This window comes from Asaia astilbis JCM 15831 (genome assembly GCF_000613845.1).
GTDB classification, from domain to species: Bacteria; Pseudomonadota; Alphaproteobacteria; order Acetobacterales; family Acetobacteraceae; genus Asaia; species Asaia astilbis.
In genome coordinates this window covers 22,898-46,939 of record NZ_BAJT01000013.1, presented here as the reverse complement: position 1 = coordinate 46,939, position 24,042 = coordinate 22,898, and the positions used below count along the sequence as shown (strand labels likewise).

Below are 24,042 nucleotides of genomic sequence, written 5' to 3'. Positions count from 1 at the left end.
TTATGATCAGCATGGAGATATGGGCGTGAAAGACCCTTATACAGCGCTCGGCCTGACGCGCGGCGCGACGGATAAGGACATCCGGACCGCCTATCGCAAACTCGCCAAAGAGCATCATCCCGACCACAATCCGAACAACAAAAAAGCAGAGGAAGCCTTCAAGGCAGTAGGCGCGGCTTACGCGATCCTCGGCGACAAGGAAAAACGCGCCCGTTTCGATCGTGGTGAGATCGATGCCGAGGGCAATGAGCGGGGCCCGTTCGGACAGGGCGGTGGCTTCAGAGGCGGTCAGGGTTTTCCCGGTGGCGGGGGCGGTCAGTTCAATCAGGAAGATCTGGGCGCTTTCTTCTCCGACATGTTCGGTGCTGGCAATGCCGGAGGAAATTTCGGGGGTGGTCCCTTTGGGGGGCGTCGCGGTAGCCGTCGGGGGGAGATCGTTCCTACACGCTGAATATCTCGTTCGAGGATTCTGTTCTCGGAACGATCAGCCGCGTTACACTCCCTGAGGCAGGGACGGTCGAGGTCAGAATCCCTGCCGGGATCGAAGATGGCCAGACCCTGCGTCTGAGCGGAAAAGGCAGCCCCGGGGTAGGGGATAAGGCTCCTGCAGGGGATGCGCTGATTACGATCTCGGTTGAAGCCAGCACCGTCTATACCCGTGAGGGCCGCGATCTCAGAGCCAGCGCTCCGGTCGATCTGAAAACGGCAATTCTGGGCGGCAAGATCATGGTTCCGACCCCCAAGGGTCAGGTCACGATGACAGTGCCTCCTCATTCCGATACGGGGGCAGTCTTGCGCCTGACCGGGCGCGGGGTTGCTGAACACGGATCTCACAAGGCCGGAAATCTCTACATTACGCTTCAGGTAAAGATCGGGAAGGTCGATCCTGCGCTCGAGAACTTCCTCGCCAAACAGCGGGCGCATGAAGGCGAAAAGGCCTGATCCATGGCGAAGCGGACCAGCTTTTTCGACTGGAGGCTGTTCTTTACGCGTGAGGTGATGGGGGCTGTGGTCGCGGTTCTTTCCGTCGCGCTGCTGCTGGTGCTTTGTTACAGCGGGATGAAAATCTCGGGTATCTGGTCGGGACTTTAGCCTTTCCATCAACGTGGAGTGTGATATCTCCGGGCAACAATTCTTTCTTTGCCCGGAATCCCCTTCATGAGTTCACCCTCCCTTTCCGAGCTGCCGACACGACGACAGGCCTTTTCTGTCGTGTTTGCCATCGAGCTGTGGGAACGCTTCGGCTATTATGGCATGCAGGCCGTTCTCACGCTCTATCTGGTGCAGCGTCTCGGTCTGAGCGATGTGGCGGCCAATGTCATGATCGCGGCCTTTGTCGGTCTGACCTATATCACCCCCGTTCTGGTGGATATGCGGGCGACCGTATTCTGGGTCCCCGCCGCACCATGCTCATGGGAGCCTTTGCGTTGATCTTTGGCTATGGGGCGTTGGCTCTGGCCGATCAGCACCGGACCCTGCTCTTCTTCGCCATGGCGCTGATCTCCGCGGGTAACGGGCTTTTCAAGCCCAATGCGGCCAATCTGGTACGGCGAATTTATGAGGGGGATGACGCTGCTCTCGATGCGGCGTTCACGATCTACTACATGTCGGTCAATGTCGGTTCGACGGTATCGATGCTCGTGACGCCGTTGCTGCAGGACAGCTACGGACCGGCCAGCGCGTTTCTGACCTGTTCCGGTGGGCTGGTCGTGGGACTGCTCTATTATTTCTGGCGTCAACGCTGGATTCATCATGCGGGATCCGCGCTGGATCAAGGGCCTTTCCGGCTCCGTCCCTTCCTGATCGTGCTGGGCGGTTTTGCCCTGACGGTGCTTGTTCTGACCGGTATCATCGCCAGTCCCAGCGTTGCCCGGCTTTGCGTATGGTGTGCGAGCCTTGCCATCGCGTTTCTCTGGGGACGCCTCTATCTGCGATCCAGCGCGCAGGCCCGTCCGGGCCTACGACTGACGTTTCTGCTTTGTCTCGAAAGCATGGCCTATCTCATTTTCTACCAACAGATGATGACGTCTCTGACGCTCTTTGCCTTGCGTGCGGTCGATGGTGATTTGCGCATTGGGGGTGTGACGCTGGTTCACATCAGTGCGGGCCAGTTTCAGGCGCTCAATCCGATCTGGATCATGCTGGCCAGCCCGGTTCTTGCCGCGCTTTACAACCGTCTTGCGGCTCAGGGACGTGACCTGTCTCTCGCGCATAAGATGGTTCTGGGCTTCGGTCTTGTGACAATTGGTTTCCTTATCTGGTGGATCGCAGCCTCTCATGCCCAGAACCTGGTTTCGGCATGGGTGATGGTCCTCGGTTATGGACTGATCTCGATTGCCGAGCTTCTGACCATGGCGCTCGGGCTTGCAATCATCGCGCGGTACACGGCGGCGGAAAGCAGTGGCTTCATGATGGGCTCGCTCTACCTTCTCTGGGGGATTGCAATGTACGCTGGCAGCCTCGTTGCGAACTTTGCGGCGGCGACAGGGGAGCCGACAACAGGGGCCGCAGCAGCAGCCTTTACGTGCCGCTCTTCCGCGATCTGTTTATTGCAGGATTGATCCTCACCGGCGTGCTGGCTTGCCTGCTGCCGCTGGCCAAGCGCTGGGACCGGGAGCATGTGCAGGCGATGGGCGCGCCTCGCGAACACTAGTTCTTTTCCTGTCCCGGCCCGGGACTGACTGTTGAGGCTTAACAGGTTCGTCCTTTGGAGGATCCTTGACCAAAACGAGGAGCCTCGCGGGACTGGTAGAGTAGCTGATGGTCGACCGTGCAGGACGGGGAATTGCATGTTTTGCCAAGAGGGCATGAACCTGCCTATCATCCCGGCGCTCAGAACGAGCCTGTTCAGAAGGACGATATCATGAAGCCAAGCTCACGTTACGCTTTTGCCGGTCTGGCCCTGATCGCCGGAACGGCTGCTCTGCCTTGCCTGCCCGCATCCGGGGTTATCGCTCCGGCGATGGCGGCCAGCGCTCCGGCGGCCAACGCGCCGCTCACGCTCAAAATTCTGAAGGTTGAAGGCAACAAGGCTGTTGCTACGGCGGATATCCTTGCCGCTCTTCCTTATCATGTGGGTGATACAGTGACCCGCGATCAGCTCGATGCTGGCGTGCAGAAGGTGGCCGATCTTTACAAGGCCAAGAATCTCGGCGCCAAATTCAGCGAAAAAGAACGCTTCGTGAAGAATACGGTGCAGTTCTATCTCGTGATCGAGGAACAAGCCCCGAGCGCAGCACCGGCCCCCGCCCCCTTCGTGCTCGACAAGGTCGAATTTGTCGGCAACAAGAAGGTGCCGACGGCTGAGCTCGAAGCTGCGACGGCCCTGCGTCCTGGCGCGACTGTCACGGCGGAAGCCGCTTCAGCTGACACTGTTGCCATTCAGAAGATCTATCAGAAGCACGATCTCGGCGTGCAGATTCAGCCGGTCGCAACGCAGCCAAATCACGATAACCACGTGGTCCTGACCTATCAGATCACTGAGAAGTAAGCGCTGTAGATAGCGCCTGCGTTACGGCGGGCGCTATCACGCTTTCCCTGTTATCCCGTCTCCAGCCCGACAAAAAATGTGTTGTCGAGCAGGCTCGGGGTCAGAGCGGAGGCAGATAAAGCGGATGCTCAGGCCTGCCGCCTTTGCTCAGCCGCATGACGGACAATTCTATCCCTGCACGGTGCAGGGAGAGGGCGACCTCATTGCCACGCAAGCGAAGCGAGGGATGGGTCGGAGAGCCATAGGCCAAAATGACCTTGTCGGCCTTTTGAGCCATATCGAGCAGAGCTGCGTCATTATCCGGTCCGACGGGATCCGGGACTTCCAGCAGACGCTTCTGGTCCGTGCACCGATAGCCAAAGCTGTTGCCTACGAACATGGCGCCATAGCCCCATGCGCGCGCATAGCGCTGGCACTTTGCCACCGTCCTGTCGTCGCCATATTCCGTCGCGACAGAAGGGTTCATCATCAGCCACATGAGTGTGGGAAGTGTGTCGTCCCAAATGCGATGGAGACGATAGCGGTAGCATTCCTGCGGACCGCCATAGAGGGCAGTGCTGACAACGTCATCCTGCAGACGCAGGGCCTTTGAAGACCCTACGTGATGAGGCGAAGTTTCCTGATTCATAACCTCTTTAGGCGCACTCATCCGATGCGTGCGCCGTGACCTTTACTTCTTTTGATTTTCGGCGGTGACGGATTTGAAAGCCTGCAACGCTGCCAGTGCCTTCTCGATATGGTTGGCAGGTGTTTCCGAGCTGATCGTCGCGATGATCCGGCGGCTCGGTGCGATGACATAGGTGACCCGCTGAGCGATATCCAGCATCGGCATTTTAGCATCGTAGAGGCGGGCGACCTTGCCGTCAGTATCAGAGGCGAGCGGGAACAACCCGCGGATCTGACTGACGGAGAAATCGTCGAGCTTGTCTATCCCGTCCATGGACACGCCGATGACGGTCGCGCCGAGAGCCGTGAATCTTGGCATGGCATCAGCGAAGCCGTTGGCTTCCGCCGTGCAGCCTTTGGTGAAGGCGGCCGGATAGAAATAGAGAACGACCGGACCTTTGGAGAGGGCATCACGCAGGATATACGGCTTGACCCTGCCGTTCTGGGTGGACGGCAGCGTGAAGTTCGGAGCCTCGCTTCCCTGAGGCAATGCGGCGTTTGCTGCCGGTGCTGACAGAGCGAGAGACAGGCCGAACAGGGCCGATAGGGAGGTGAGAGTAACTCGACGGGACATGCGGGCTCCGCGCAGTATAAGGGTCAGAACGAGGATCCCGGAGAGACGACCACACAAGGTGTGTCGCGGCCCATCTTCCGGCATGCTGCCACGGCGTTGTCATGAGAAAGATTGACGAGGCGCGCCCGATAGAGATGCGCCCGACCGGACGGCACCGTGGAAACCTGACTACGCGCGCCGGAAACTGAAGTTCCGGCGTGGTTCTGGGCCTGTGCAACAGCGCGTGTGGCCTGAACAGCCGAGTTATAGGCACCGACCTGAATGGCCCAGCCTCCCGTTGCTGTCGTTTTGGACGGCGCTGTCAGACGCGGGGCGTTACGAGAAGCCGGGCGTGGCGTCATAACCGCAAGGACCGGCTCTGCCGATAAATTGCGCCCTACCGGAATGGGCTGGACGGGGGCACGGCCAGCCCAGGCCTGCGAGACGTTGTCAGAGGACGACCCTGAGTTGTCAGGCCTGTTCAGGCTTGCCAGCTGAACAGGCGCAGTGCGCGAGGATGTTGCTCCGCCGACGCCCCGTGCCGCCCAGGCAGCGCTGACCGAGCTGCGTCCGACTGCAGGGGCTTCGGCCACCTGCATGTCCTGCTGGTCGGCGCGATAGGTCGCTGCCTGAGCCTGCTGGCGCCACGCTGCACGGACCGAAGCCGTTTCACCATCATTCTGGGCAACCATGGTGGCGGCAGAAGGATCATGCTGCGAAACCATCAGATCGGCTGCTGAGCGGTTATGGGGCCAGATACCGGCAATCTGCGGGCCAACATGAGCGACATAGCGGCGGGTTTCCCGCGGTAGAGCGCGGCCGCGACGCAGATAGGAATCAAGGCTGCCGGGCCCGTCATTATAGGCTGCGAGAAACCCGGGTGAACCGTAAAGGTCGTACATCTGACGGATATAGGCCGTGCCCGCCATGATGTTGTCATGCGGGTCATAGGCGTCGTCGCCCAGATTGTATTGCGAGCGCAAATCATCATAGGTCGGCGGCATGAGCTGCATCAGCCCCATGGCGCCCGGAGCCGAGGTGGTGAACTGCCCATTGCGATCATAGAGCCGTCCGCCTGATTCCTGCATCATGACGGAACGTATCCAGGTGCCGGGCACGTCAAAGCGTCGGGAGGCTTCCTCGATATAAGGGCCCCAGGGATCTTCCGGTGGGCCAGGCGGGGCATAGTAGGATTTGGCATGTTCGCGATAATCTGCAGCTTCCTGCGCAACAGGAATTTGCGGACGTTGCGGGCCAGTGGCACAGGCGGCCAGCAGGGCGGTTGCACCGGTGAGCATAAAGAAGCGTGATGAACGCAGCCCCGAGCAAAGGAACCGATCGGCTTCTTTGCGTCCGACCTTGGAGTTCGAATGGCGGGAACGGGTCATGATATGATTCACCTGATGCAAACCGAGCGTGATCCGCATGATGCGGTAGGAATAAGGCGAAACTACGGAGCTAAAGACGAGAAAGATAGATTTAAATTGCCAGCCGATAAACCAGGCGACGCTTTCCATCTTGTTTGGGGATGTCAGGCCTAATGGGCCCCAGATAGTTGCGAAATCAGGTTTGATCGGCTAGGGCCCGAAGATCGGCATGCCTCGAGATCAAGAACCTGTAATTCCCCTGGAGGGACATGAGCCAGAGTAGTCACGCCCGCGCATGGGAAGATCTAGCATCCGGGCTTCGTTCCTGGCGCCTTGCTGCGACCCTTGGATGGACCGACATCAGGTTACGCTATCGCGGCTCGGTTCTTGGACCTCTGTGGATGACCATCTCGGCCGCGATCATGGTCGCCTCGATGGGAGTGATCTACGCTCGTCTCTTTCACATGAACCTGCGTGAATATCTGCCTTCCTCTCGCTTTCTCTCGCGCTATGGCAGGTGGGCCTCGCGAGCCTGATTCAGGAGTCCTGCACCTGCTTCATTGAGGCAGAGGCCGCGATTCATGCCATCAAGCTTCCATTCTCACTTCAGGCTCTTCGTCTGCTGGTGCGTAACGCGATTGTTTTCGCTCATAGCATCGTCGTGCCGATCAGTGTTTTCGTGATTTATGGAGTTTTTCCCGGCTTGATCAGCCTTGCCGCCTTGCCCGGTCTTGTTTTGTGGTTGATCGACGGTTTTGCTGCGTGTCTGTTGCTTGGTGCCCTCTGCGCGCGGTTTCGAGATATTGCCCCGATTATCGCCGCTTTCCTCCAGATTGCTTTTTATGTGACGCCGATCATCTGGAAACCGTCTCAGCTCAAACCCCACCAGATGCATTATCTGATCTTGAATCCGTTTTACGACCTGATGGAACTCGTGCGAGGCCCTGTTCTGGGGATCCTTCCCTCCCTGTCGAGTGTCGTGGTTGCGACCGGATTGAGCATTGTTTGGTGCACGACCGCGTTTCTTGTTTTCACTAGAACGCGTGCGCGTCTGGCTTTTTGGGTTTGACCGTCATGCCCTCGATACGATTGCTCGATTTTTCCCTCATCTATCCAATGTTTCATGGCAGCGCGCGATCGTTCAAAAAGAGCCTTCTCAAAGGTGTTCGAAGCAGGATAGGGGAGGGACAAAGCGTAGGGGGGAGCATCGTCAGTCAGTCCGATACGACTGTCGTTCTGGCGCTTAGTAACCTCACACTGTCGATCAATACTGGCGAACGTGTCGGGCTGATCGGGCATAATGGAGCAGGGAAGTCGACGCTCCTGAGAGCGCTCGCCGGGATTTATGAATCGTCATTGGGCGTGCTTCATATCGAAGGTGATTTACACGCTTTGCTCAGTCCTCAGGCGGGGATGAATATTGAATTGACGGGGCGCGAAAATATCAGGCTTTATGCCCGCTATATAGGGCTCGATGGAAAGGCGACTTCTGCGCTCGAGGCTGACGTCGAAGCTTTTGCCGAATTGGGCGCTTTTCTCGATCTTCCTGTCAGGCTTTATTCTTCGGGCATGGCAGTGCGTCTGGGCTTCGGGCTTGCAACAGCTCCCCGTCCTGAGATTTTGCTTATGGACGAATGGTTCATGGCAGGAGACTCTCATTTTCAGGAGAAGGCCCATCAGCGTCTCACTCGCCTGATCGAGCATGTGCGTATTCTGGTCATCACATCGCATTCGCTCCCCATCCTCAGAAAGTGGTGCACGCGTATCATCTGGATGGAGGGCGGGCGCGTCCGCATGGACGGCCCGACCGAGACCGTGATCAACGCTTACGAGGCGTTTAATAAGGTTTGATATTCAGCCTTTGAAAATTCCCGTAATCGACGCGAGCAGAGCCAAGGCTTCTTCTCGCGGACGCTGGAATGTGTTGCGGCCGATGATGGAGCCAAAGCCGCCACCGGCGTGAATGCCCTTGATCGTATCGAGCAACGCCTCGGTGGAAGCATGTTCACCGCCAGAGAAAATCACGATGCGGCGTCCTGCAAAGGTGGATTGCACGACGTGGCGGATGCGCGCCTCCATCGATGAGACATCGATCTTCTGCTCCTGATAGACGGCCTTGGCTGCCGGCAATGACAGAACATCGGTTGGCGGTTTCACCTTGATGATGTGGGCACCGCATTCTGCTGCCATATGAGCCGCGTAGGCGCAGATATCGACAGCGGTTTCGCCCGCCTTGTCGAGCATCGGGCCGCGCGGATAGCTCCAGACAATCACGACAAGACCCGCCGCCTTGGCCTCCTGAGCCAGTTCGCGCAGCTCGTTCATCTGATCGAAGCAGTATTCGCTGCCAGGGTAGATCGTGAACCCGATTGCCGAGCAGCCAAGGCGCAGGGCGTCTGCCACGGTACCGGTGACAGCCTGATTTTTCTCGGTAGCAAGGGAATTCGAGCTGTTACATTTCAGAATGAGCGGGACTTGCCCGGCGAAGGTTGACGCTCCCGCTTCAAGCAGCCCGACCGGCGCGGCAAACGCGTTGAGTCCGGCTTCGATCGCCAGCGAGAAATGATAATGGGGATCATAGGCGGGAGGGTTGGCAGCAAAAGAGCGCGCGGACCATGCTCGAAGCCCTGATCGACTGGCAGGATGACCAGCTTCCCGGTCCCCGCCAGGACACCCGTGTTCATCAGACGGACCAGATTGGCTTTGGTGCCTGGGTTATCTGACTCATAATTGGCGAGGATGGCTTTGACCTGAGGCGTTAATGACATTCTACACTCCTGTCTTCATTCCCGCTCGCGCAGACATCGCCGGACATCCAGCGCAACGAGAAAGCGATACCGCGTTCTAACTACTGTTCCTCTACTGCGTTTCTTATTGGGTGACGGACGCCCCTTCACAGATGCGACATCGGATTTCGATGCTTCGGATCTCACTGAAGCTTCTCGCGTTTACTCTGACCACTTCGGTGACGCGCCGTCTGCCGCGCCAGGATTGCGGAAGCAACACAGGAGCCTTGATGAAAGTTTTCAACCTGCTGACCTGCCTCGTGGCGGGAACCTGTCTGTTGCCGTTCGCAGCGAATGCCGACCCGGTCGCGTTGACACATGCGCGTTTGATCGATGGCACAGGCAAGGCAGCCACCTCTGATACGACTTTGGTGATCGATCATGGGCAAATTGTCTCAATCGGAGCGAAACCTCCTGCCTTAGGTGTGAAAACGATCGACCTTGCGGGCAAGACGGTCATGCCCGCTCTGGTCAGCGATCACAGTCATGTTGGGCTTGTCGATGGGATGACCACGGCCTCGCGCAACTACACACGGGCAACGATCCTTGCGGCGCTCGATCAATATCGGCGTTATGGCGTTCTGACAGTCACGGCGCTCGGCCTCAACAAATCGCCGCTCTTCGATCAACTGCGTAGGGAGCAGCATCAGGGCCTCAATCCGGGAGCCGATCTCTACGGTGTGGATCAGGGGATTGGAGCTCCTGGCGGCATGCCGCCCGAGGCGATGATCGACAAGATGGGGCACGATCAGATTTCTCGTCCCAGGACTCCGATCGAGGCCCGTCGAGCCGTCGATCGCATGGCCGATGAGGGGACTGATTTCGTCAAGATCTGGCTGGATGACCTTCATACGACCAACCCCGCCAATCCGCCTTTGCCGCTTCTTGGTGCATCCGTCTGGCAGGCTGCGATTGCTGAGGCTCATAAACGCCATCTGCGTGTTGCAGTGCATATCCATGATCTGGACCTTGCACATCAGGCCCTGGCGCATGGGGCCGATATCCTGGCGCATGGTGTACGGGATAAACCAGTTGATGACGCGCTCATCGCGCAGCTCAAGACCAGTGGGGCGTGGTATATTCCAACGCTCTCGCTTGATGAGTCGACCTATTATTTTGCAGAGCATCCCGAGACGCTCGACCAGACAACGGCAAGCGGCGCCATGCCGTCTGGTTTGAAGGAACTGATCGCTCAGGAGGCGTGGCGCAAGGCGACGCTGGCCAAGCCGACGACCGAGGCCGCGCGTGCGGCTTTGGCGATGAACCAGCGTAATGTGCTCGCCCTTTACCGTGGAGGCGTGAAGATAGGCTTTGGAACCGATTCAGGGGCGACCCCTCTGCGTCTGCCGGGCTTCGCCGAACATCGGGAATTGATTCTTCTGGTACAGGCAGGCTTGACGCCGCTTCAGGCGATCAACCTTGCCACGCAAAAAGCGGCATCTCTTCTTGGGCTGGATGATCGTGGTGTTCTCGCCGTTGGCAAACGCGCAGACTTCCTGATCATTGACGGCGCGCCGGATCGGACCATATCTGATATCGACCTGATTTCTCAGGTCTGGCAGCGCGGAACGCCTGTCTCTGACGGCCTCGTCGCAAAAGGAAAGACGTTATGAACCGTCACCTCGGGAAGATTTTGAGCGCGACTGTTTTCATGTTGCCGTCTATGGCTCTGGCTCAGGCCGTTCCTCAGGCGGGTTATGGTGATGGCACGGGCGGTTATGCGGTTGAAGGACCTAACGGTGCCCCCCATGCAGGCGACAATGCAGGTCCACACGATAGGGGGGGACCGCCGCCCCCACCGCCTGGCGCGGGTCGGGTAGGACCTCCACCACCGCCTCCGCCGCATCATCCCCCGAGGCATCGCTGGCGCCACCACCCGGAAAGGCACGGTCCCGACCAGCCTCTTCCGCCCCCGCCTCCGCGGTGAAATCCACCGTCACGTGACTCCTGCGGTCATTCTGGCCGGCGGGAGAGGGCTGAGACTGGGAGGGTGCGACAAACCATTGTTGCAGGCGGGAAATGTTACCCCACTGGAGGTTTTACTTTCTCGCCTTCGCCCTCAGGTCTCAATGACTGCGCTCTCTGTACGTCCTGACCAGCTTGCGTACCGGGAGCTCGGTCATCATCTCCTGCTCGACCACCATTCCGATGAGGGACCACTGACGGGTGTTCTTTCCGCCATGGAGTGGGCGATGGAGATTGGAGCGTCTCAGGTGCTGACTGTCCCCGGAGACACGCCTTTTATCCCGTTGGATCTGGTCGAAAGGCTTTTGCCCGGCCCCTCCTGTGCGGTCAGCGTGCAGCATGTACATCCTCTTATTGCGCTCTGGCCGGTCAGTTCGGCTCAGGCCTTGAGTCGCTATCTCAGCGAGGCGCGATTGTCAGGTGACCGGCGCCGTTTTGCAGTGCGTCCTTTTGCTGATCAGATTACCACGCAGCACGTCGTTTTTCCCGTTGCGGGGGAAGATCCTTTTTTCAACATCAATAGACCAGAAGACGTCCAGCATTTCGAAGATTGTGTGGCGACGGATTTTCCTCTGACATGATCAGGAAAGAGACCCTTCATGGGCCAGACCGAATTCGATCAGTGCAGGCACATAATTCTCATTTTCGTGTTTTGAACGCGCCAGTTTCACGAGGGCAAATCGCTGAAGAGCGTGCAAAGCCCGCCATTGATCAAGACTAGGCGCAATGACGGCATCGAGTTTTGCCTGAGACAGAACGCAGTCCGGCACAAGCTCTGTGTTGCGCCAAAGATGATCGTCGTTTTGCTTAAGAGTTCTAGGTGGTTCGTCACAGCGCGCAACGATCAGGTCCATCAGCTGCTCATGGTAAAGTTTTTGCTCTGCTGCGGTCTCGCACGCCCTGTGTAAAAGCTCTTTGCGCTCGTCAGAGGTAAGCTGGCTCCACTGACGCAGACTGAGCTTGATGGCGCATAGGTCGAGCTTCAGGCGCACGCGCATGGGGATGCAGCGTAACGTTCCGGCAAAATCCTGTTCAAAGTCAAAAAACTCGGTTTCAGGGTCGAAATTCATGCGGAAATCATCTCGATGGATGCAGGTTTGACCAGGCGGTGTGCACCGCAGAAAATTGTCAGGCGTTCCGGTCGCGCATTTCCGATCAGGGTCATGTCGGCATGCTGAGCGATCCGTATGGCGCGGTCGGTCGGTGAGGAGATCGAGACCAGCGTGGAAATCCCCAAAGTCAGGGCCTTTTCGACCATGTCGAAGGAACAGCGGCTTGTGAGCAGGCAGAAGCCCTGTCCAGGATCTCGGGGAGACTGGCTGAGAATGCCGATCAGTTTGTCGAGGGCATTATGACGCCCCACATCTTCACGCAGATAATGGATCATCCCGTCTGGAGAGGCCCAGGCAGCGGCATGCACCATACGGACCTTCTGGTTCAGGACCTGCTGACCGGCGAGCGCAGAGAGAGCTCTTCTGATTGCCTGCACCGGAATACAATGTGTCGGGAGTTCAGGCGGCGTTGTAGCGGCGTCATCGAGCGTTCTCACGCCGCACAGGCCGCAACTGCTACCGCCGGTCATCAATCTCTGTCCCCGCCTGATGAGACGACTGAAATCAGTACCGGGTATACGAATATGGGCTGAGAGCTGATCGTCATGACGATCGAAATGACAGGAGATCAGATCGGAAGGGCGCGCAATGATCTTCTCTGTCAGCATGAAGCCCAGCACGAAATCATGCAGATCGAGCGGCGTGATCATCATCACGGCGTGGACATGAAATTCGTTGAAAATCAGCGTGAGGGGCGTTTCTTCAGCAATGCCCAGCTCGACACGGTCCTGCGTGCCTTCCGGCCCAATCGTGATCGCATGTCGCAGGACATGGGCATCGGCGAGGCTGTCAGGGCGTGTTGTCATGGCGTTTTCCCGGAGGAAACGACGCGCACAGGGATGGATTTTGCGGCGGGTGTGCCGCTGATTTCATCGAAATGATTGAGCGGGAGCAACGGATTGAGCTCGGGATAATAGCCCGCGATCGACCCGCGCGGCAGGGGATAGGCGACGACGACGAGATCATCCACATGACGGGCAATGCCGTCTGTCGAGAGCGTTTCGAGACTGACCGTCATTTCCTGTTCCAGATGACGTGCACGCATGTCTTCTTCGTTCATGAACACGATCATTCGGGTATTGTAGATTCCGCGATACCGGTCGTTCATGCTGTAGATCGTTGTGTTGAACTGGTCATGCGAACGGATCGTAGACAGACGAAGCATGTCACGATCCTCGACCAGATCATCGACATCGAGACCGGAAAAAAGCAGAAACTGGGCCTTGCCTGAGGGGGTTTTCCAGACCCGACGACGGGGCGGGATGTCGAGATGAAACCCTTGTGGATTACGGATGCGGGCGTTGAAATCGGTGTAGATTTCCGGATAGACAGCGGCGATCTTGTCGCGAATGAGCCCATAATCGGTTTCGAAGAGCGCCCAGGGAATCTTGCTGTCCGGCAGCGTCGCTTGTGCCATGCCGCAGACGATGGCGACCTCGGAAAGAAGATCCGGACTGGCTGGCTCGAGGACACCGCGCGAGGCAGTAACGGTCGACATGGCATCTTCAATGGTGATGAATTGCTCGCCGGTTGCCTGACGGTCGATTTCCGATCGGGAGATGACCGGCAGGATCAGGGCATCGCGTCCATGCACGATATGTCCGCGGTTCAGCTTGGTTGCGATGCCGACCGTCAGGTTGAGCTGCCGCATGGCTCATAGGCACGTGTGGTGTCAGGGATCGCGTGAATGAAATTGCCGCCCATCCCGATGAAGACCTTCGCCGTGCCTGCCAGCATGGCTTCGACTGACTCAACGGCATGGTGTCCGTGCTCCCGTGGTGGCTCAAAGTCGAAAACGGCGCCCAGCCGATCGAGATAAGCCGGGGTCGGTCGTTCATCGATCCCCACCGTGCGGTCACCCTGAACATTCGAGTGGCCTCGTATCGGGGCAATCCCGGCACCTTTCTTCCCGAAATTGCCACGTAGCATCAGGAAGGCGGCAATCTGCTGGATCATGCGGGCGCCCTGCTGGTGCTGGGTGATGCCCATGCCGAAACAAACGATTGTGGCCTTCGATTGTGCATAGATCGACGCGGCCCGCTCGATCTGGGCCTTTTCGATGCCCGATATCTTCTCGATATCTGCCCAGCCCTGCTGCATGACGTCTGCACGCAGGGCAGCGAAGCCTTCGGTGTGCTCTGCGATAAAAGCGCAATCGAGTACGTCCTCCCCTGCGGCATCGCGTTCGAGAAGAATTTTCATCATCCCTTTGAAAAACGCGAGATCGCCGCCTATGCGGATATGCACGAATTCCGTTGCAATCGCTGTTGAGCCTCCTGTCGCCATCATGACCGGGTCTTGTGGTCGGTGAAGCGGATGAGTGCTCGCTCGGGCATAGGATTGACGACAACAATCGGCACGTTGCGTTTGCGGGCATGGGCAAGCAGTCCCATCATGCGCGGCGAGTTCGTGCCCGTATTCTGCCCAACGATGAAGATGGCCTCGGCGTGGTCGAGATCGTCCATCACAACCGTGCCTTTGCCGATGCCGATGGCGGCGGGCAATCCACGGCTGGTCGGCTCGTGGCACATGTTCGAACAATCGGGAAAGTTATTCGTCCCATAAGCGCGGACGAAAACGGCATAGAGAAAGGCCGCCTCGTTCGAGGTCCGCCCCGAGGTATAGAACTCAGCCTGATCGGGTGTCTCGAGTTGGCGCAGATGGCGACCGATCAGATCGAAGGCATCCTGCCAGGAGCAGGGCACATAATGATCCGTTGTCGGATCATATCGCATGGGTTCTGTAAGACGGCCCTGTTCCTCAAGCCAGTAATCGCTCTGAGCGGCAAGAGAGGTCACGCTATGCTCGGCAAAGAAGTGGCGTGTCACCCGGCGCTTGGTCGCTTCGACGGCAAGAGCCTTGACGCCATTTTCGCAGAACTCGACTTTCTTGTGATGGGTCGGATCAGGGAAGGCGCAGCTCGGGCATTTGAAACCGCCAGGTTGGTTCATCGAGAGAAGGGCACGCGAGCCCTTGGTGACCACACTTTGTTCGAGCAGAGCTTTGGCTGTGGCCTTGACCGCCCCCCAGCCTCCGGCCGGATGATGATACGGCTTGAACCGGGTCTTTTGCTCGGGCATGGGCCATTTCTCCAGATGAGCCGGGGGACCCACACTATACGCAGCACCCTTCCAAGCGTTGAGCTTATGTCCTCATATCTGCGTGAGGCTCGTCAGAAGCTGCTGACGACAGAGAAGAACGTGCCCCGCCTTTGCCCGTATTGCGCCTGTGTCACGCCCACGCCGCTCCCGTCGCGAAGCTGATAGCGGTGATCGAAAAGATTGACGACATCCGCGCGCAGCTTGACGCTGTGCCCAACGGGGACGTTGGTGAAATTATGCGCGTAGCCAATATTGAAGATGGCATAGGAGGGCTGTTTCTCCAGATTGGCAAAGCCGCTTCTCAAGCCATAGCCATAGAGAAAATCGACATAAGCCATGTCGTGCCTGTTGCTGTAGGACGCACCCGCTGACGAGGTGAATTCTCCTTGGTGATCGAGCCGAATTCCGTGACGTCTGACATAGTCCAGTTCGGCAACTTCAAATTGATATTGTGCGGAATTGATGTCTTTCGCCCAGGTTTTTACGAACGAGAAGTTCCCATAGACCGACCAGCCTCCATGGCGCCACGCATTGCCGATTTCGGCCCCGTAAACGCGACCTTTCCGATAGCTGAAGGGCGCAAGAATAACCGCCCGACCGAATTGTCCCAGATCGCCCTGATCGCGTGCCCATTTGCCAAAGGCATCGATCGTGATCTGATAATCCCGGGTGACATGGTGCAAGATGCCGACATCGACATAATTGGATTTTTCGACGCGCGTAGGGGTATTCAGCATCGTCTCAGGGGCATTGGTCGTGCCAACGAATTTTCCGAGTGTGGTGTCCGAAATATATTGGGGTGAGGGTGGTGCAAAGTAGCGTGAGTAGCCGAAATGTACCGTAGTCTTTTTGCTCGCCTTCCAGACCATATTGGCGCGAGGGCTGAGTTGCCCCTCGTTATGGAAGGATGACGCAAACCGGTCGTATCGCAGACCGTAATTGAAGGTCAGCTTCGGCGTGATGCGGTATTCGTCCTGAAGATAGGCTCCGGCTTCCACAGCCCAGTTGCCGCTATGATCGATAATCTGTCTCGGGTCGATCGAGATCTGTTCTCCAGCCTCATTGATCGGAAAAGCGAGCGTATTCGTATCGAGGCGCTCTGAAGTATATTGCCCGAGCAAACCGAAGCGCAGGGTATGATGCGGGGCGATCTCGTAGGACGTATCGACTTGCACACCGCCCGTCGTGAAGTCATTGACCTCATGTTGTGAGATGCCGGAAAAGGCGAGGTCACGGTTCGGATCGTTCCGATAGCCGATACGGCCGTAGCGGAAAAAGGGTGAGACCTGCAGGTTCGTCTTCTCCGTGCTGCGTTGGTAGGACAGAACGGCGTAATAGTTCTGTTCTGTCTGACCGTTACGAAGAAGGCGAGACTGGATATCTTGGTCATCGGGGGCAATCGTCGACGACTGATACAGGATCGGCAGACCCGTCGTGTTGGGAAGCTGAAAATCGGCGTAGGAGGCGCTTGTCAGAAGGCTGATCCGACTTTCATCGTCCAGCTGATAAGCGAGATAGCCGAAGGCTTTTTCCTGCTGGGTGAAATCATGCGTCGCGCGAAAAGAGTTCGTCGGGTTCTCGATGCCAATGTCGTTGCGGTTATAGGAGGCCGTGACAAAATAATCCCAGCGGTCCTTCGATCCTCCAAGCTGCAAGGACGGGATGAACGTGTTGTAGCTTCCGCCATAGAGCGAGAGCTGGTTGCTTTTCAGGGTGTTTCCCGATTTTGTTTTGACGTCCACCACGCCTGACGTACGAAATCCGAACTGAGCGGGCAGGGTGCCGGTCAGAAGATCGACGGATTGGATAATCCGGCTGTCCAGTTCCTGACCAAAGCCATTCAAGCCCTCCGGAAGCAGTACGCCGTTGACCCGATAGGTCAGCCCGCCATGCTCCCCACGGACATGTACCTCGCCGTAGGAGTCCATCACGACACCGGGCAAACGCAGCATGATCTGGCTGAACGCCGCGTTCTCACCGCCGGGCGTGACCTGAATCTGCCGTTGGTCGATGCCATAGGAGACGGCGCCCAGGCCCGGCGCCAGACGCCCGCGTGCCTGATCGAAATGAGCTTTCACCGTGATGTTCTCTCGCACGGGACCTGCGCGCGCCGGGGAGGCGGCAGCCGAAGCGGGGTTCTTTGCCTGTGTCGGTTCAGTGCTGGTCGGAGGGCTCGGCTTCCGGGCTGTCGCAGTATGAGCCTGTTCAGAGGGAATATTCAGGCCGTTCTTCTCTTTTGGAGCGGTCCGGTGGACGGCCGCAGGGTCATTGCCTGAAAGATGTGCAGCAGCACAGGCTTTCGAGGCGCAGATCAGAGCAAGGCAGGGCGCGATGAGGGCAGGGAACAGCGTTACGCAGGGGCGCCAATAAGCAGACACTCCAAAAACATCTTCCTGCTTTATATAATAGCAATTGCTATATTGTGACCTGTGGCGCGGCATGATGAGGCCTTTCATGATGCGGTGGGACGATGGAGTGCCTGGGTGATGACGCCGCTTCAGGCGGCGAGTGTGTCGTAAAGTAGTTTGAAATTCAGGAGCAGAATGATCCCGGCAACCAGCCAGGACAGGGCTTTCATGCCGGTCGGAATTGTAAAGCGCCCCATCTTGCTCCGGTCAGAGACAAACATCACAAGGGGAACCACAGCAAAGGGAAGCTGAAGCGACAGCACGACCTGGCTGAAGATCAGCAGCTTGCCCACGCCATGATCGCCGTAGAGGGCTGTGACGGCCACAACGGGCAACACGGCAAGGCCTCGTGTAATGAGCCGCCGTGCCCAATGGGGAATGCTCAGCTGGAGGAAGCCCTCCATTACGATCTGTCCGGCAAGGGTGCCGGTGACAGTCGAGTTTGTCCCAGCCGCAAGCAGGGCGACGGCGAACAGGGTGGATGCTGCGCCCATACCCAGCACTGGGGAAAGCAGACGATAGGCATCCTCGATCTCGGCCACATCCTGATGACCCGTGCCATGGAAGGCCGCCGCGGAAACAATGAGGATGGCGGCATTGATGAACAGGGCCAGCATGAGGGCAACCGTGCTGTCGAGCGTCGCCCAGCGGAGTGCGTCTTTCTTGCCGGAATCATCGCGTTTGTAATCGCGTGTCTGAACGATTGACGAGTGCAGATAGAGATTATGGGGCATGACTGTCGCCCCGATGATGCCGATGGCGATGTACAGCATGGCCGGGTTCGTCACCACGCTGGCGCGAGGAAGAAAGCCGGAGAGCACCGCAGCGACCGGCGGGGAGGCTGCCACGATCTGTACGCCGAAACACACGGCGATCACGGTAAGCAGCCCGATGATGAAAGCTTCGAGGTAGCGAAAACCGCGATTCATTAAAAAGAGAACGAGCAGCGCGTCGAATGCCGAGATGATGGCACCGAAAAGGAGCGGAATGTGAAAGAGCAATTGCAGTGCGACGGCTGTACCGATCACTTCCGCAAGGTCGCAGGCGATAATCGCCAGCTCACAGGTGAACCACAGAACAAGTGACACGGATGTCGGAAAATGATCGCGGCAAGCCTGAGCCAGATCGCGCCCTGTCACGATCCGAGCCGTGCCGCCAGCGCCTGAAGAAGAATTGCCATCAGGTTGGAGAGCATGATGACCGAGAGCAGGGTGTAACCGAATTGCGCTCCGCCCTGCAGATCGGTTGCCCAGTTTCCGGGGTCCATATAACCGACGGCGACCATGTAGCCGGGGCCGACAAAGGAGAGAAAACGCCTCAACCACCCCGCATTCTCAGGGGCGACACGGATCGAGGAAAAGACCTCAGGCAGACTCTTGCCTTCCGCCCCGACGGCACGCGTGAAGCGCCATGAGGTGCGAGACTGAGGGCGTTGGTCAGGGCTGGAAGTCGTTCCCTGGGCGGGCGGCGTGCTGGACATAGGGCGCTACTCAAACCTAAGGCTTATAAATATGCAATATGCTATATTTAGTTAAGGGCAACGTTTCTGGCTGGTAACGTGCAGTTGATGATCGGGTTGGCTTTGCCTTCGACCTGTTTTTGCAAAATCAGAGGGCTGGTGTTTATGGGGTGTTTAACCCAGCAGTCGTGAGAACCGTTCGTGGTATAAGGCTTGGTAGGGGCTTGAGGTCATGTCGCATCAATCACGGGGAGGTGGATGCTGGCGATGAAAGCGCCCTATCTAAGCGACGAACGGTATCGATTTGAGCGTGAGCTGATCGCTCAGGCTGTTTGACTGTCTTTTCGCTCTCATTTGCTGGAAAAACTTCTGCTGGGTGGGGGATCGTGGTCTCGTATCAGACAATCCGTCGATGGAGCTTGAAATTCGGTGCAGCGATGGGTGCTCCTTGCTCCGCACGGGGGCTGATAATGTCTGACATCTGGACGAAGAACGTATCATCATCCGTGGTAAACCTCACCAGTTGTGGTGTGCTGCTGCTCAGGAGGGATATGTTCTCGACAATACGACGGCGGTTCTTCGTCTCGTCAGCCACGCTGCGGCCTTTTTCGTTCAGAAAGACGCCGCGATAGGGGCGGCGATGCACATACCCCTCTGCGGCAAGGCGGGTCAGCATCATGGCGACAATGCTGAGAGGTCCTAAGTTGCGTTGCGATATCGCCCTGATGGACCTCAAGCCTTTCGGTCAGCAAGTCGACATCTTTCCAGTGCGCAAGTCCTGATTCTCAGAGAAAAACCTTGGTCGCTTTCAAAGCCTGATGATCCTCCCTGCGATTATACCTCCCGACAGTGTGGACGCTCAGGCTGTTAGAGCGTGTTGTTCGAAGAAATTTTCATCAAGAATGTAGGGGCCTGCGGCTCGAACTTCGATTGCCATCAGGGCGATAGAGTCTGATGCGCGGTGCCCCAGTGAGAGCCGGGCGTTCCCATTGGTCCAGCGCGTGGTGCCCTCTTCCACGTTATTCCAGCCCGAGAGGTGGGGATCGTAGAGGTGATCGGTGAGCGTTTGTGTTGTGTCGCATTCGAACAATTTGATCTCACCCACCAGAACGCCGAGCTGGCGACGGTCATCGACGAAAGGTCCGATCACATTACAGGGTCGGCTGGCATGGGAGACCAGCCGAACATTTTCGATGCCGCCAGGGATCATGAATATGACCTGCCCGTTGTGCTCCCGCGTCGGGCGGATGACTAGTCCCGTCTCCGTCGTCAGATGAATAGCACTGTCATTGGTAAGAGGGCGGACTGGAGTGTGGATCGCGACACCGGCCTTTTCTGCACGGGTTGCGATTTGACGGAACAGAGGTTCGACGGTTTCGCGGGAGACCGTCAGGGGAGCTGCGGCGTCATCCCAAGTCAGGTTCCGGCTGTGGCCGGTCGAGATGACATTGCCGCTCTGGGAAAAGGAGTGCCGGTTTCCGGTGTCGAGATAGCTCTCAGTCAGCATGCCATCGGCCATGATGACCGAGTGATTTTCTGTTTCGATATGATAATAATCGTAAGATGTAATTGTTTTGTCAAAGAAGATGGATCGACCGTTCACGAGCATACGCGCTGGGACAAATTTTCCATCGAAAAACAGGCAGTGTTCCGCCGTGATCAGCATGTCTTTGAACGGTACTCCATCAGAAATCGCATCTTTGAGAACGCGGACCGGATATCCAGCCTGATCATCGGGAAGATGGGGGCTGGATTTTCTGACGGATTTTCCAATCCAGGAGATTGTCTGCTGGCTTGTTTGACCCTTTACGAAGACATCGATCTGTCCGCCGACAACGAGGTCGTCTATGTCTTGAAATTCACCACAGACTGAAATTTTGGTGCCAGCAAGAAAACAAGGGTCAAAGTAAGTGTTCCCACTTGAATCGAAGTGGAGATACCGCTCTTGGCCAGGGCCGTTAGGTCCCAAATCGTCCAAGCATCGCTGAACTTTGGTTCTTCTAGCGTAGTTTCTTTTTTAAATATAATTTTCGATAGATCGATGTTGGCCTGCGTAATGGCGTAATATCCGCCATGCCTATCATCAAGTATAATGATTGGGCGCGCTTCCCCATACTGACCCCACCCGAACCAGGAATAATAATATTCGTGTGTTTTGCCGTTAACCGTAAATGTCTTCGTGCTTGGATCGAAGATGACTTTGGCGCTATTGGAGATACCAGAAAGTTTCCCGTTTGCGTCCAAATATGAAAAATTAAGAATATAGGGTCCGGTAAGTTGATCACTGGAGTTGAACATAGCTATTTGCGCCATCCGGTATTTTACGAGAGTGCTCCATCGTTGAGCGAGTAGGTCAGTAATTGCACGAATATGGTCGGTTATTCCCATCCACTTAAGCGCTCATGGGCAGGCCAATTGGCTGGTATGGGTTGCAAGCTGACTGGCGTCAGGCTCAAATCCCTTCGATTGGGGTCGTGAGCGCTGTTTCAGACTCTTTGAGTGTATGAAGTTGGGCTGATCGCCTTAGATGACGGAAGAGCAGATGGCGCGTCTGCGACTGTTTTTCAGGTCACTGAGGGTCGCGCGTTTAATACCTACGCAAGCTGAGTAGGACTCTTCTGGTGTACCGTAACGGTGCATCAATGACGCGCTGTACAACCGACGGAAGTGGTACGCGCGCGCGCTTTTTACGAAAAAATGTGCTGATCTATGACCTTATGCGCGTCGAGGTTGATCTCCATGCAAGGGCATCAGGTCGATCGTCCTTTCGCAAGCAGATCAGCGAGGCCAGCGGAGAGTGCTCGGTCAAAGGCCTCAAGCGTTTCATCGCTGACATAATGCTCAATGCCCTCTGCATCGACACGCAGCGTCTCTTCCCGGATGCCGAGGCGCGCAGAAAGCTCTCGACAATACGATGGCGGTTCTTCGCCTCGTCAGCCACGCTGCGGCCTTTTTCGGTTAGAAAGACCCCGCGATAGGGGCGGCGATGCACATACCCCTCTGCGGCAAGACGGGTCAGCATCTTGGCAACAGTCGGCTGAGAGACCCCAAGTCGGGTTGCGATATCGACCTGACGGGCTTCAAGCCCTTCGGCGAGCAGATCGGCAATCAGCTCGACATAATCCTCGATCAGCGCATTGCGCCGTGCCGCGCGATTGAGCCGAAACCCCTCCGATTGTGCGGACACATCGGGCAGGGTTGCTTCGGCAAGCCCCTTGGGGTCCGCCGGGGGCTTGTCAGATTTTTTCTTGCCGCCGCTCATGACGTTTCTCTTCGCAGATAAGGGCGTCGACCTCAATATCTACAACGCTTCGGATCCAACGCCGGGAGGGCGTTGTGTGAAGCCCGAGCCCGTGCCATGTCTGGCACGGAACCAGACGTGCCTAACAGGAAGGGAAGCTCATGGCTGATCTCGACAGCATCGTTGCCGAAATCGCCCATGACATGAGGGCGATGACTGACCGCGGTCAGGTTGCGGATTACATCCCGCCTCTCGCCTGTGTCGATCCGGCCAAGTTCGGCATTGCGGTTATCGATGCAGGAGGCACTCCTCATCTCGCAGGAGATGCTGATGAAGCTTTTTCCATCCAAAGCCTGTCCAAGGTGTTCGGCCTGACATTGGCACTGTCTCTGGAGGGGAGTGAAATCTGGCGTCGCGTGCGCAAGGAGCCATCGGGCAGCGCCTTCAATTCGATCGTTCAGCTCGAAAGCGAGCATGGCATTCCGCGCAATCCGTTCATCAATGCCGGGGCCATTGTCATTGCCGATATTCTGGTCTCGACATGGGGACGTCTTGGCGCACGTCAGGCCCTGCTCGACTTCACAACCGGGCTGGCAGGCTCGCCAGCCGGGCTGCATATCGATGAAAATATGGCACAACAGGAACGCGAAACCGGATTTCGGAACGCTGCCCTCGCCAATTACATGCGGACCTTCGGCAATATCAAAAACCCGATCGACGAGACGCTCGACCTCTATTTCCATCAATGTGCGTTGACGATGTCGTGCCGTCAGCTTGCGGAAATTGGCTGTTTTCTGATGACGGGGGGCGTCGACCTTCATTCGGGGCGAGCGGTCACAACCGTGTCTCATGCCCGCTCCATCATGGCGTTGATGATGATGTGCGGCCATTATGATGGTTCGGGGGCTTTCGCGATCCGTGTCGGGCTGCCCGGGAAATCCGGCGTGGGCGGGGGTATTCTGGCTATTGCTCCCGGTCTTGCCTCCGTTGCCGTCTGGTCACCGGGTCTGAATGCACAGGGCAATTCTCTGCTCGGGACATTGGCTCTTGAAAAACTGGTGCAGAAGACGGGCTGGTCGGTATTCAATCCGTTTCCTCTCTCGGTGCAGCAGATCACCTGAAATCGCTCGCAAGGGGATCCTTCATGAGCAAGATTACGCAATTCTCGACAATCGGTGCCTTGATGTCCGGGCACCTTCGGGGCGAGGCTCCGCTCTCGCATTTTTGCCCCGCTCATGGGTTCGGTCTCGGCTGCTCTCCTGAGATCAGCGGCGAGCTGACCATTCATGAGGGGAAGGTGCATGAGGCGTCAGCCGGTGAGGCTCTGCATCTTGTCACGGCAGAGACCCTTGTTCCGTTCCTGCAGGTGACCGAGTTCAGCCCTCAGCAGACCCATCGCATTGTATCGGTGACGCAGGATACCGCGTATGAGAGACTGAGCCAGTTCATCCGCCCTGATAATATCTTCCTCGCTGTCACGATCGTCGGGGTATTCGATCATCTTCTGCTCCGTCGCCCTCAACGCGCAGAGGGCAGTCAACGCTCGGTCGATGACGTTGCCGCCTCACAGCGGGAGGACAGCTACAAGAGTATTTCCGGTCGTCTGATCGGTTTCTGGACGCCTGAGCTGTTCGGTCGGGTCTCCGTGCCGGGCTTCCACTTTCATTTTCTCGACGACGAGGCGCGGATCAGTGGTCATGTTCTCGAGTTTGAAGCGTCAGAAGCCACGCTGAGCTTTGAGGAGAAAACCTCGATCGAGATTGTTAATCCCGCGAGTGACGCCTATCGCGCGCTCTCCATCGATGTCGGCGCCCTTGATGAGATGATTCATCGGATCGAGAAATAAGGCGTGGCCGCTTATAGCAGAGACCCGTCAACGTCATTCGATCATGTT

At 57.3% G+C, this 24,042-nt stretch carries 20 protein-coding genes and 5 pseudogenes; 12 read left to right on the top strand and 13 right to left on the bottom strand.

Annotation, left to right across the window (positions count from 1 at the left end; genetic code table 11):
* The first annotated feature begins 19 nt into the window (after window positions 1-19).
* The 5 genes and pseudogenes from JCM15831_RS18360 to JCM15831_RS10645 all read left to right on the top strand — a co-directional run bounded on the left by JCM15831_RS18360 (window position 20) and on the right by JCM15831_RS10645 (window position 3,490).
* Window positions 20-942 (top strand): annotated as a pseudogene (locus JCM15831_RS18360) (DnaJ C-terminal domain-containing protein).
* A gap of 3 nt (window positions 943-945) precedes the next feature.
* Complete coding sequence (locus tag JCM15831_RS21545) at window positions 946-1,092, top strand: hypothetical protein (RefSeq protein ID WP_156938832.1); 147 nt, start codon at window positions 946-948, stop codon at window positions 1,090-1,092.
* 66 nt (window positions 1,093-1,158) lie between these two features.
* On the top strand, window positions 1,159-1,431 hold the full coding sequence (locus JCM15831_RS22780; RefSeq protein WP_232228127.1) for a hypothetical protein: 273 nt from the start codon (window positions 1,159-1,161) through the stop codon (window positions 1,429-1,431).
* Window positions 1,407-2,561, top strand: a complete 1,155-nt coding sequence (locus tag JCM15831_RS18355) for a peptide MFS transporter (RefSeq protein WP_306301840.1) — start codon at window positions 1,407-1,409, stop codon at window positions 2,559-2,561. Before JCM15831_RS22780 ends, JCM15831_RS18355 begins: the two co-directional genes overlap by 25 nt.
* A 302-nt stretch (window positions 2,562-2,863) precedes the next feature.
* The gene (locus tag JCM15831_RS10645) at window positions 2,864-3,490 is read left to right on the top strand and encodes a POTRA domain-containing protein (protein WP_035774325.1); all 627 of its coding nucleotides are present in this window, start codon (window positions 2,864-2,866) and stop codon (window positions 3,488-3,490) included.
* A 100-nt stretch (window positions 3,491-3,590) separates the two neighbouring features.
* Here the strand turns inward: JCM15831_RS10645 and JCM15831_RS18350 are convergent, their stop codons facing one another.
* Genes JCM15831_RS18350 through JCM15831_RS10630 form a run of 3 tightly spaced genes read right to left on the bottom strand, consistent with a single transcriptional unit; the run spans window position 3,591 to window position 6,097 of the window.
* Complete coding sequence (locus tag JCM15831_RS18350) at window positions 3,591-4,118, bottom strand: DUF1643 domain-containing protein (protein WP_084490654.1); 528 nt, start codon at window positions 4,116-4,118, stop codon at window positions 3,591-3,593.
* A gap of 42 nt (window positions 4,119-4,160) precedes the next feature.
* Window positions 4,161-4,730 carry a peroxiredoxin gene (locus JCM15831_RS10635; RefSeq protein WP_025824253.1) on the bottom strand — a complete coding sequence of 190 codons (570 nt, stop codon included), beginning with the start codon at window positions 4,728-4,730 and terminating at the stop codon, window positions 4,161-4,163.
* 23 nt (window positions 4,731-4,753) lie between these two features.
* Window positions 4,754-6,097 carry a transglycosylase SLT domain-containing protein gene (locus tag JCM15831_RS10630; RefSeq protein WP_051528462.1) on the bottom strand — a complete coding sequence of 448 codons (1,344 nt, stop codon included), beginning with the start codon at window positions 6,095-6,097 and terminating at the stop codon, window positions 4,754-4,756.
* Window positions 6,098-6,345: 248 nt separating this feature from the next.
* On the opposite strand from JCM15831_RS10630, the gene JCM15831_RS22775 reads away from it, so the two are divergent.
* From JCM15831_RS22775 to JCM15831_RS10620, 3 genes are read left to right on the top strand one after another with little or no spacing between them, the layout of a single operon-like run.
* The gene (locus JCM15831_RS22775) at window positions 6,346-6,612 is read left to right on the top strand and encodes a hypothetical protein (RefSeq protein WP_051528458.1); all 267 of its coding nucleotides are present in this window, start codon (window positions 6,346-6,348) and stop codon (window positions 6,610-6,612) included.
* Entirely contained in the window at window positions 6,594-7,145 is a 552-nt protein-coding gene (locus JCM15831_RS18345; protein ID WP_051528457.1) for an ABC transporter permease, read from the top strand. Before JCM15831_RS22775 ends, JCM15831_RS18345 begins: the two co-directional genes overlap by 19 nt.
* A 5-nt stretch (window positions 7,146-7,150) precedes the next feature.
* Window positions 7,151-7,927: an ABC transporter ATP-binding protein gene (locus tag JCM15831_RS10620; RefSeq protein ID WP_025824251.1), complete on the top strand. Its 777-nt coding sequence runs from the start codon at window positions 7,151-7,153 to the stop codon at window positions 7,925-7,927.
* A 3-nt stretch (window positions 7,928-7,930) separates the two neighbouring features.
* Here the strand turns inward: JCM15831_RS10620 and JCM15831_RS18340 are convergent.
* Window positions 7,931-8,844 (bottom strand): annotated as a pseudogene (locus JCM15831_RS18340) (class I fructose-bisphosphate aldolase).
* A 245-nt stretch (window positions 8,845-9,089) separates the two neighbouring features.
* Here JCM15831_RS18340 and JCM15831_RS10610 point away from each other — a divergent pair.
* Together JCM15831_RS10610 and JCM15831_RS10600 are read left to right on the top strand one after the other, a co-directional pair.
* On the top strand, window positions 9,090-10,475 hold the full coding sequence (locus JCM15831_RS10610) for an amidohydrolase family protein (RefSeq protein ID WP_084490663.1): 1,386 nt from the start codon (window positions 9,090-9,092) through the stop codon (window positions 10,473-10,475).
* A 327-nt stretch (window positions 10,476-10,802) separates the two neighbouring features.
* A complete protein-coding gene (locus JCM15831_RS10600) occupies window positions 10,803-11,408 on the top strand; it encodes a molybdenum cofactor guanylyltransferase (protein WP_025824248.1) in 606 nt (201 codons plus the stop codon).
* Here the strand turns inward: JCM15831_RS10600 and JCM15831_RS10595 are convergent, their stop codons facing one another.
* The 9 genes and pseudogenes from JCM15831_RS10595 to mntR form a co-directional block, all read right to left on the bottom strand.
* The gene (locus tag JCM15831_RS10595) at window positions 11,409-11,897 is read right to left on the bottom strand and encodes a nitrate reductase associated protein (protein ID WP_025824247.1); all 489 of its coding nucleotides are present in this window, start codon (window positions 11,895-11,897) and stop codon (window positions 11,409-11,411) included. It lies immediately after the preceding gene.
* A complete protein-coding gene (gene fdhD, locus JCM15831_RS10590) occupies window positions 11,894-12,745 on the bottom strand; it encodes a formate dehydrogenase accessory sulfurtransferase FdhD (RefSeq protein WP_025824246.1) in 852 nt (283 codons plus the stop codon). Before fdhD ends, JCM15831_RS10595 begins: the two co-directional genes overlap by 4 nt.
* Window positions 12,742-15,019: pseudogene (locus JCM15831_RS18335) on the bottom strand (FdhF/YdeP family oxidoreductase). Before JCM15831_RS18335 ends, fdhD begins: the two are co-directional and overlap by 4 nt.
* 92 nt (window positions 15,020-15,111) lie before the next feature.
* Window positions 15,112-17,418 (bottom strand): TonB-dependent receptor, encoded by a 2,307-nt coding sequence (locus tag JCM15831_RS10580; RefSeq protein ID WP_025824245.1) that lies wholly within the window; start codon window positions 17,416-17,418, stop codon window positions 15,112-15,114.
* Window positions 17,419-17,537: 119 nt separating this feature from the next.
* A pseudogene (locus JCM15831_RS18330) lies at window positions 17,538-18,928 on the bottom strand (Nramp family divalent metal transporter).
* A gap of 376 nt (window positions 18,929-19,304) precedes the next feature.
* The gene (locus JCM15831_RS20320; protein WP_051528455.1) at window positions 19,305-19,586 is read right to left on the bottom strand and encodes a hypothetical protein; all 282 of its coding nucleotides are present in this window, start codon (window positions 19,584-19,586) and stop codon (window positions 19,305-19,307) included.
* Between the two features lie 180 nt (window positions 19,587-19,766).
* Window positions 19,767-20,756, bottom strand: coding sequence for a Hint domain-containing protein (locus JCM15831_RS18320; RefSeq protein ID WP_232228141.1), 990 nt, complete (start codon window positions 20,754-20,756; stop codon window positions 19,767-19,769).
* Window positions 20,753-21,295: a hypothetical protein gene (locus tag JCM15831_RS22770; RefSeq protein WP_051528452.1), complete on the bottom strand. Its 543-nt coding sequence runs from the start codon at window positions 21,293-21,295 to the stop codon at window positions 20,753-20,755. Before JCM15831_RS22770 ends, JCM15831_RS18320 begins: the two co-directional genes overlap by 4 nt.
* Window positions 21,296-21,657: 362 nt before the next feature.
* A pseudogene (gene mntR, locus JCM15831_RS18315) lies at window positions 21,658-22,169 on the bottom strand (manganese-binding transcriptional regulator MntR).
* Between the two features lie 140 nt (window positions 22,170-22,309).
* On the opposite strand from mntR, the gene JCM15831_RS10555 reads away from it, so the two are divergent.
* Together JCM15831_RS10555 and JCM15831_RS10550 are read left to right on the top strand one after the other, a co-directional pair.
* Window positions 22,310-23,269: a glutaminase gene (locus JCM15831_RS10555; protein WP_025824244.1), complete on the top strand. Its 960-nt coding sequence runs from the start codon at window positions 22,310-22,312 to the stop codon at window positions 23,267-23,269.
* A gap of 23 nt (window positions 23,270-23,292) precedes the next feature.
* Entirely contained in the window at window positions 23,293-23,994 is a 702-nt protein-coding gene (locus JCM15831_RS10550; protein ID WP_025824243.1) for an acetolactate decarboxylase, read from the top strand.
* Window positions 23,995-24,042: the final 48 nt, after the last annotated feature.

Excerpts from the sequence above, each read along its gene's own strand:
- JCM15831_RS21545 (WP_156938832.1), top strand. The coding sequence starts at position 946 with ATGGCGAAGCGGACCAGCTTTTTCGACTGGAGGCTGTTCTTTACGCGT.
- JCM15831_RS22780 (WP_232228127.1), top strand. The coding sequence starts at position 1,159 with ATGAGTTCACCCTCCCTTTCCGAGCTGCCGACACGACGACAGGCCTTT.
- JCM15831_RS18355 (WP_306301840.1), top strand. The coding sequence starts at position 1,407 with ATGCTCATGGGAGCCTTTGCGTTGATCTTTGGCTATGGGGCGTTGGCT.
- JCM15831_RS10645 (WP_035774325.1), top strand. The coding sequence starts at position 2,864 with ATGAAGCCAAGCTCACGTTACGCTTTTGCCGGTCTGGCCCTGATCGCC.
- JCM15831_RS18350 (WP_084490654.1), bottom strand. The coding sequence starts at position 4,118 with ATGAATCAGGAAACTTCGCCTCATCACGTAGGGTCTTCAAAGGCCCTG.
- JCM15831_RS10635 (WP_025824253.1), bottom strand. The coding sequence starts at position 4,730 with ATGTCCCGTCGAGTTACTCTCACCTCCCTATCGGCCCTGTTCGGCCTG.
- JCM15831_RS10630 (WP_051528462.1), bottom strand. The coding sequence starts at position 6,097 with ATGACCCGTTCCCGCCATTCGAACTCCAAGGTCGGACGCAAAGAAGCC.
- JCM15831_RS22775 (WP_051528458.1), top strand. The coding sequence starts at position 6,346 with ATGAGCCAGAGTAGTCACGCCCGCGCATGGGAAGATCTAGCATCCGGG.
- JCM15831_RS10620 (WP_025824251.1), top strand. The coding sequence starts at position 7,151 with ATGCCCTCGATACGATTGCTCGATTTTTCCCTCATCTATCCAATGTTT.
- JCM15831_RS10595 (WP_025824247.1), bottom strand. The coding sequence starts at position 11,897 with ATGAATTTCGACCCTGAAACCGAGTTTTTTGACTTTGAACAGGATTTT.
- fdhD (WP_025824246.1), bottom strand. The coding sequence starts at position 12,745 with ATGACAACACGCCCTGACAGCCTCGCCGATGCCCATGTCCTGCGACAT.
- JCM15831_RS20320 (WP_051528455.1), bottom strand. The coding sequence starts at position 19,586 with ATGATGCTGACCCGCCTTGCCGCAGAGGGGTATGTGCATCGCCGCCCC.
- JCM15831_RS22770 (WP_051528452.1), bottom strand. The coding sequence starts at position 21,295 with ATGGGAATAACCGACCATATTCGTGCAATTACTGACCTACTCGCTCAA.
- JCM15831_RS10555 (WP_025824244.1), top strand. The coding sequence starts at position 22,310 with ATGGCTGATCTCGACAGCATCGTTGCCGAAATCGCCCATGACATGAGG.
- JCM15831_RS10550 (WP_025824243.1), top strand. The coding sequence starts at position 23,293 with ATGAGCAAGATTACGCAATTCTCGACAATCGGTGCCTTGATGTCCGGG.